This window comes from uncultured Methanobrevibacter sp., assembly GCF_902770715.1.
In the GTDB taxonomy this organism is placed as follows: Archaea; Methanobacteriota; Methanobacteria; order Methanobacteriales; family Methanobacteriaceae; genus Methanocatella.
In genome coordinates this window covers 1-7858 of record NZ_CACXTS010000050.1, presented here as the reverse complement: position 1 = coordinate 7858, position 7858 = coordinate 1, and the positions used below count along the sequence as shown (strand labels likewise).

At 35.6% G+C, this 7858-nt stretch carries 8 protein-coding genes and 1 pseudogene; 3 read left to right on the top strand and 6 right to left on the bottom strand.

From position 1 onward, the window contains the following. Positions 1–418, top strand: a 418-nt coding sequence (locus QZU81_RS10010; protein WP_295591588.1) for a molybdenum cofactor biosynthesis protein B, incomplete at its 5' end; no start/stop codon positions are given. 32 nt (positions 419–450) lie between these two features. Here QZU81_RS10010 and pyrE read toward each other — a convergent pair. From pyrE to QZU81_RS09995, 3 genes are read right to left on the bottom strand one after another with little or no spacing between them, the layout of a single operon-like run. Further along, on the bottom strand, positions 451–978 hold the full coding sequence (gene pyrE / locus QZU81_RS10005) for an orotate phosphoribosyltransferase (RefSeq protein WP_292825350.1): 528 nt from the start codon (positions 976–978) through the stop codon (positions 451–453). A gap of 9 nt (positions 979–987) precedes the next feature. Beyond that, complete coding sequence (locus QZU81_RS10000; protein ID WP_292825347.1) at positions 988–1218, bottom strand: PRC-barrel domain-containing protein; 231 nt, start codon at positions 1216–1218, stop codon at positions 988–990. A gap of 30 nt (positions 1219–1248) precedes the next feature. Continuing rightward, positions 1249–3891 carry a PEP/pyruvate-binding domain-containing protein gene (locus tag QZU81_RS09995; protein ID WP_292825343.1) on the bottom strand — a complete coding sequence of 881 codons (2643 nt, stop codon included), beginning with the start codon at positions 3889–3891 and terminating at the stop codon, positions 1249–1251. Positions 3892–4100: 209 nt separating this feature from the next. On the opposite strand from QZU81_RS09995, the gene xseA reads away from it, so the two are divergent. Together xseA and QZU81_RS09985 are read left to right on the top strand one after the other, a co-directional pair. Further along, positions 4101–5354, top strand: a complete 1254-nt coding sequence (xseA, locus tag QZU81_RS09990) for an exodeoxyribonuclease VII large subunit (RefSeq protein WP_295591587.1) — start codon at positions 4101–4103, stop codon at positions 5352–5354. Continuing rightward, the gene (locus QZU81_RS09985; RefSeq protein ID WP_292849880.1) at positions 5354–5572 is read left to right on the top strand and encodes an exodeoxyribonuclease VII small subunit; all 219 of its coding nucleotides are present in this window, start codon (positions 5354–5356) and stop codon (positions 5570–5572) included. Before xseA ends, QZU81_RS09985 begins: the two co-directional genes overlap by 1 nt. Positions 5573–5597: 25 nt before the next feature. Here QZU81_RS09985 and QZU81_RS09980 read toward each other — a convergent pair whose 3' ends face one another. From QZU81_RS09980 to QZU81_RS09970, 3 genes and pseudogenes are all read right to left on the bottom strand, one after another. After that, entirely contained in the window at positions 5598–5894 is a 297-nt protein-coding gene (locus tag QZU81_RS09980) for a putative quinol monooxygenase (protein WP_292849883.1), read from the bottom strand. Between the two features lie 181 nt (positions 5895–6075). Continuing rightward, complete coding sequence (gene npdG, locus QZU81_RS09975) at positions 6076–6759, bottom strand: NADPH-dependent F420 reductase (protein WP_292849886.1); 684 nt, start codon at positions 6757–6759, stop codon at positions 6076–6078. 84 nt (positions 6760–6843) lie between these two features. Continuing rightward, positions 6844–7851 (bottom strand): annotated as a pseudogene (locus QZU81_RS09970) (NAD(P)-dependent alcohol dehydrogenase); the annotation flags it as partial. Positions 7852–7858 lie beyond the last annotated feature (7 nt).

The window sequence follows — 7858 nt, the reverse complement described above, 5'->3', positions numbered from 1 at the left end:
AAAAAAAGCTGATTTATCCGGCCAATATATGGCAGAAGAAATCGAAGCCAGATACACATTAAAATCCAGGAGTTTAATTCCTGATGAAAAAGAAGATTTGATTAATGCTATTGAAAACATGATTTCAGAAGATATTGATGTTATTTTAACAACTGGTGGAACTGGCCTTGATCCTCGTGACATCACCGTTGAAACTGTTGAATCACTTTTCGAAAAACGATTAGAAGGATTCGGAGAAATATTCAGAGCAAAATCTTATGAGGAAATTGGTGCTGCGGCATTGCTTTCAAGAGCTACCGCTGGAATATACAAAAAAACAGTTATATTTTCTATGCCTGGCTCACCAAATGCCGTGAAAACTGCATTTAGCATCATTATTGATGAACTTCCTCATTTTGTCCATCATGTGAAAAAATGATGAAATTAAATTTTCATCATTACTTTTCTTTTTTATTCAAAAAATTCATTTACGCAAATTAAAGGTTCTAACTCTATGCCTTCTTTTTTAAACTCATCGATAGCCCCTTCTTGCCTATCTACAACAACAAAAGCTCTTTTTACATTGCCCCCATTCTCTTGAATGGCTTTGATTGCTTTTAAGAGAGATCCTCCAGTAGTTGAGACATCTTCAACGACAATGACACTATCACCCTCGTTCAATTCACCTTCAATGAGTTTAGAAGTACCATAACCTTTCTTTTCTTTACGAATCATCAATAATGGGAGCTTTGATTCTAAAGAAACTGCTGTAGCTATTGGAACTGCACCTAATGCAGGACCTGCAACCTTATCAATTTCTTCAACATTAATCTTTTCAGTTATTAATTTGGAAATTGTTGATAAGATTTCAGGGTCAGTGATAGCCTTTTTCATGTTAATGTAATAGTTACTTTTCTTTCCGGAAGATAAAGTGAAATCCCCTTCAAGAAAAACCCCATTTTGCTTTAATAAATCAATTAAATATTCTTTTGAAACCATATGAATCAATTAAATGTCATCTTCGCCTTTAAGTAAGATTTTATCACCAATAACTTTAACAAGTTCCATAGGCACCATATTTTCACTAGCTTTGATTTGTTCTGAAAATCCGGTTTTCTTAATTACCAAATCTGTAATTTCAAATGAGTCCTTATCAAAAACAACATCACTAACTTTACCTACGATTTGAATTTCTGCATCGAGAACTTCTTTTCCAAATAATTCATCTTTAATTCTCATAAAAAAACACCTTGATGATATATTGTATTTTCAATTTAAAATACATTTACTTTCATCGTTTCTCATGTCATGATAGAACTCAAGATTTTTGTCATCGAAATTGACTACATGAATCATGTCATAAAGCTCATCATCCAATTCAGAATTTATGTCACTTAATTTATTCGGCAAATCTTTAATCAAATCCTTATTAAATGCCAATCGTTTATCATTTTCAAAAAGGGCGCCATAATAAATATCGGCTTCAACCAAATCCTGGAACATATGACTTCCAAAAGACAATTCCGGAACATAACCTACTTTGCTGTATGACTCTTCCAGAATAGCTCTAAATTGGCTGATTTCAGCAAATACCACTGGAATTCCAAGTTCTGGTGAAGAAGTTCCGATTCTTCCTGGAACAATCAGCATGGAAGTCTTATCATTTTCCTTACAATACGCATTGATTTCACCAATTATCCTTGCTATCAAGCTTTTTTTAGCATATGGATATTCATAATACTTATGGGAATCGACATAAACCAATGTTTCAATGTTTTCTTTTCTTGATCTTCCCATTGACGCATTTCTAATATGGAAATAAGTTTCTCCCACATCTTTAGGTATTTCAATCTCTTCTTTTGTTGTTGAAATCTGAAGTGGCCTGCATTGCAGCAGATTAACAACAAATGAATTCTTCTCGCCAATATTGACAGTGTATTCTATGTCAACAGGATAATCATAAGCACTTTCAAGAGTTTTGAGCAGATCTTTCATCATATTTATGAAATTGTCATTATTCACGATACCATTACAGTTTACGAAAACTATCTCTCTTCTTTGGCCTCTCTCCCGATATAACCTCTCGGCTTCGGTATCATGTTCAATGACGGGACGTTTTGCATATCTTGGAAGAACCTCCAAACCGTCATCGACTGGAATCTCATGAATGGAAACCTCTTTTAAGTCCAGTACATCTAGAGAATGCTGTGAATACCTATGCCTTTCTGCAACATTCGGATGGTCAATGGCATGCGGCCTATCAAGATTGATAATACGTGGATAATCGTTTTGAGTCCTGTCAACCGCTTTTGTACCTAATCCCATAACAAGCCTAAGCATTCCTCCATTACGCCCCATGTCCGGCTGCGGAGAATATGGACTGTATGAAAAACCGACTCCTGCCATTGTAGGGAAGAAAAAGTCACCATAGTAAGAGCCTGAAACCCTTTGAACCAGCAATCCCATCTGTTCATCCATATCGTCCAGATCATTCAAGCTACGATATTCAAGAGCGGAGATGTTCATGGTACTTGCATAAACTGTCTTTACTGCTTCTTCAAAAGCATTGAGCCTGTCTTCAAGCGAACCTTGATTTACACAAAATACTGACTCATATTTTCCCGCAAATGCATTTCCAAATCCGTCCTCTAAAAGACTACTTGAACGGACAATGATTGGGCTTTGACCGAAGTAGTCAAGAACCCTTCTGAATTCGTTTTTGATATCTTCAGGGAATACTCCGTTCTTCAAGCCTTCTTCCAATTCACGACCTGCCTCATAGTATCCCTCTTTTGTTCTTTGTTTTACACGTATATTCCATAAGTCATTTGAGACAATGTATGTGTAAAACAAATCGGAACCTATATAAAATGAATCATCAGGTTCAAAATTGGCATACAAATCGGGGCGGTCCTTTTCAATGATTTTACGGGCCAACAGCATACCACAGGCTTTACCACCAATCATTCCACTTCCAACCAGACGGTTGTAGATATTGATGTAGTCATCATATTCAAAGTATTGTTTAATCTTTTCAGCAACCTTTTCGTCTTTTGCCATCATCATTGAGCACATCAGTTCACACCTGTCAGACACATCAACTCCATTTTGACGTAAAAGTTCAGTTGCAGTGAAAAACCTCTCCCAGCTGTCAGTACTCTGCTCATTATTGTAAGCGGATGCTGAATTGATTACCTGGTAAAATTTGGAGACCTCCATACCGTCAGTCAGGGTTGTTACACTGCCTGTTTCAGGATTATACTTATGGCCTAAAAACATTGTTTGGGAATATCTGTTCCAAACTTTCAGAGGGTGAACATAAACATCATTATTCTCTGAATAGACATCCAAGAACAGCTGTGTTGTTTCCCTGATTTTTGCAATGGATTCAAAAGAGTGTTTTCCTCTAATGACCGGGAAAAATGCTACTGTGTCAAGAATAAATAAATATGGGCATGTGACCCTGAAGAAATTTCCCATCATCAAATCTGTTGCCCATGCGGCCTGCAAATCGGAAAGGCAATCAAATACGTAAAATGCATCGAATCCCTCTTTTGTAATGATGTTGTGAACTTCCAATGTGAATGATTCGAATTGCTCCATCGGATCTACCTTATAAATTTTAATCCCATTTCTCTCAATCATTGCGAATTCCTTATTGGAATCGTTTCTTTCGGCTTCCAACTCCTCAAAATCTTCATCAGTCATTGGGATTAAAGGTTCATGTTGCCCAAAATTAATGTAAATCAAGTTTCTTTTATCTTCCAAAGCTTGTTTAACATAGGGATTTACAAAATAAGAGAATTCTTTCAAGTTAGAAACCTGCCATACTACATTATCTCCTAGACGGATATTGTCCAGGGTTTCATCCAACTCATCAATACCTGATTTTACTCTTTCAAAAGCGGCCATAATAAAACTCCTCGTATGTTCATTTTTTAATTAAAATTTATTTCTATTTTGAATTATATTCAATTTAATATATAAAAATATTGAATAATTTTTAATTTGTCGGCAAAATGACTTCCGAACAATGCAACGAGAGAAAAAATGAGGCAAAAATAAAAAATTGTATTTAATATAAACAACATAATAACAACATTACTTTGAAAGGTGAATACATGGACGATGAATACTTATCTGTGTCTCAAGTAAATGCCTATCTCAAAAACAAGCTGAAAAAGGATGTGAATCTGCAAAACATCTACATTCGTGGGGAAATATCCAATTATAAAACTTATCCCAGCGGACATAGCTATTTTACCCTAAAGGATAAAGATTCACAAATTCCAGCAGTAATGTTCAAAGGAAGAAAATACGGCCTTAAATTCCAACCGGAAGACGGCATGAATGTAATAATCAAAGGTAAAATTGAAGTCTACGAAAGAGACGGAAAATACCAACTATATGCCAACAGCATGACAGAAGATGGGATTGGTGACCTGCATATCGCTTTTGAACAATTGAAAAAGAAGCTTGAAAAAGAGGGATTATTCGATGAGACCCACAAAAAAGAAATTCCAAAATATCCTCAAAGGATTGGGGTTGTTACAGCACAAACAGGCGCTGCCATAAAGGACATTATCACAACAATTGAAAGAAGATACCCATATTGTAAAATTCTGGTGTTTTCAACACTCGTTCAGGGAGATATGGCTGCAGGCCAAATTGTACGCCAAATCAGACATGCCCAACAATATGATATAGATACATTAATTGTTGGAAGGGGAGGCGGCAGCATCGAAGATTTATGGCCATTCAATGAAGAAATCGTCGCACGTGAAATTTATGCCTGCAGAATTCCAGTCATAAGTGCGGTAGGACACCAAATTGACGTTACAATATCCGATTATGTGGCTGATAAAAGAGCCGCAACACCAACCGCAGCGGCGGAAATTGCAGTGCCCGAAACAAGAGAAGTCAGATACAAAATCAGCCAGTTATCCCAAAGAGTTAATAAAAGCATTAATGATAAATTAACTCTTAATAGAGAAAAGGTTGAAAACATATCCCAAAATCAGATTTTTAAAAATCCCGAATCAATCTATGAAATTAAAGAGATGCATTTGGACAATATGATTGGAAAATTAAATCTTACATCCTCAAACATAATTTCAAAGAACAGAAATAAATTACTTAAAATAGAGTCAAGAGCCGTTTTAAGAAATCCTGAAGAGGTAACTAAAGCCAAACGGGAAACCTTCTTGAGGAATGTTGATAAGTTGAAAATATTAAATCCCCTTTTGACATTGAAACGAGGTTATTCAATAGCTAAAATTGATGATAAAGTCATATCAAGTGCAAAAGATGTGAAAAGTGGAGATGAACTAGATATTGAATTTGATGATGGAACAATAAATACAAAGGTGATATAATGGAAGAATTAAGTTTTGAAGAAAGTTTAGAGCAATTAGAAGAAATCGTGAACAAATTAGAAAGTGGTAATGTGCCATTGGATGATGCTATTGATGAATTTACAAAAGCGATGAATTTAGTCAAATTATGTAATGCTAAATTAAATAATGCTGAAGAAGCCATTGCTAAAATCGTCAAAGATAATGGTGAAATAGTGGATTTTAATGTTAACGAATAATTCAAAAAAAGGGAAAAAAAGAAAATTAAAGACTGATAGCATCAGCATCGAAAACATCAATGATGAGTTCTGATGAAACTAAATCTTGAATATTTTCTCCAAATCTAATGAAATGGTCTGTTTGCAAATGTGAACCTAAGATTTCTTTAGATTCCCATTGTTCTACAAATAGCAGTGTGCCATCTGCAGTATTGGAATATAAATTATAATCTATGTTTCCATCTTCTTTTTTAGTATTTTCAATTAGATCTTGTGCAAATTCTACAATTTTTGCACATGCATCTTCGTCTTTAGGAATTGCCTTTGCCAAAACTATTATCATTTAAACCACCTGTAATGTAAATGCGCTTAGAGAAATTTAAGTTAAATATTAGAAAATTATTTACATAATTTCCAATATTTAACTAATGTTGAAATTAAATATTCTTGAGCCCAGTCAAGGATATTCAAAGATACAACAATTTATTAATAGAGCAGTATAGAATAATTACAAATTTTCAACATTATTTCTCAAATTGTGGAATTCCAGTAATTCTAAGTCCTCCATAATGGGATCTGTACTTAATGTTTAATCCAATTAATAATGGAGTGATTTTTTCGATTATCCTTGATTTTTCTAATATTCCACAGTCAATCGCTTGAATGCCTGGAAGTTTATTAATGAGTTCGATTGCAACTTCTTTAGCTTCCTTATCATCTCCTGCAATTAAACAATCACAGTCAATTTCATTAGGAATATTAGACAAATGGGAGTTACTAATATTACAAAATGCACATATTACTTTTGCGCCGGTACCGTCAAGGATTTTAGCGGTTCTTTCTGCAGCAGATCCTTCCATCAAGTCAATGAAACGGAAAGGTTTTCCGCCGATTGCTGTTTCAAGAGGAACAGTAGCATCAAGAACAATTTTATCAGCACAAAATTCTTTAATACCTTCAAGAGTAGGTTTTTGAGCTGCAAGAGGTACGGTGAGAATTAAGATATCTCCTGCTTTTGCGGCATCTTCATTAGCCATACCTACAATATTTAAATCATAATCTTTAAGTTCTTCAATTGTTTCTTCAACAATGGTTAAAGCTTTTTCTTCTTTACGAGATCCAACAATTACTTCAACACCTTCAATTGCAAATCTCTTTGCAATTCCAAGACCTTGTGGACCTGTTCCACCAATAACTGCAACTTTCATAATATCACCTTATAAAAAAAAGAAATAATATGTAATGATTAGAATCATTACATAAACTGTATCTAGTCGAGATCTAACATTACTAAGACCTTTGAATTTGTGGGTAACTAATAATTCTGGGTCTTGTCTGCCGCATAATGCTAAGTCAGCAAGTCTTTCCATTCTTACTGCTCCACCAGGACATAATCCGTTTTTAATGTTGATGTTAGACATACCGCAACCCCATTCTACACGAGGGATTAATACGTTGTCAGCACCACTTAAGTAGTTTACGTTGGATACGGTTCCTCCTGCTTTTGCAGATTTGATTGCTTCAGCCCATGTGTTTTCTAAGTTACCACCTGCAATAACTACGGAATCTACACCAGCACCATCAGTTAATTCTCTTACTTGTTCGTCGATTGGTCCGTTTTTATAGTTGATGATGTCGGTTGCACCGTATTTTTTAGCAACTTCAACGGAAATTGGACGAGTACCTGCTGCGAATAATCTTCCTGCACCTAAACATTTAGCACCAGCAATAGCGGAAAGACCTACAGCACCAATACCAATAACTAATACAGATCCACCTAATGGGATGTCAGCGTTTTCTGAACCCATCATACCGGTAGACCACATGTCGGTTAACATACATGCACCTTCGATTACAGCAGCTTCTTCTGACATTCCATCAGGAATGAGTGTCAAGTTTGCGTCTGCCATGTTTACATGGAATCTTTCACCGAATACACCGTCTTTGAAGTTGGAGAATTTCCAACCACCGAGAGGTTCGGTTGTTTGTGAAGGGAATCCTCTTTGTGCTGCTTCGTCATCCCAGTCAGGGGTAATAGCAGGTACAATTACACGGTCTCCTGGTTTAAATTTGGTAACGTGGCTACCTACTTCAACAACTTCACCAACAGCTTCGTGACCTAAGATCATGTCTCTTCTGTCACCGATAGCACCTTCCCATACAGTGTGGATATCTGAAGTACATGGAGATACACAAGTTGGTTTAACGATTGCGTCTAATGGTCCACATTCAGGAACTTCTTTTTCTACCCATCCGATTTCATTGAGTCTTTTCATTGCAAATCCTTTAAAAGTTGCCATATTTTCA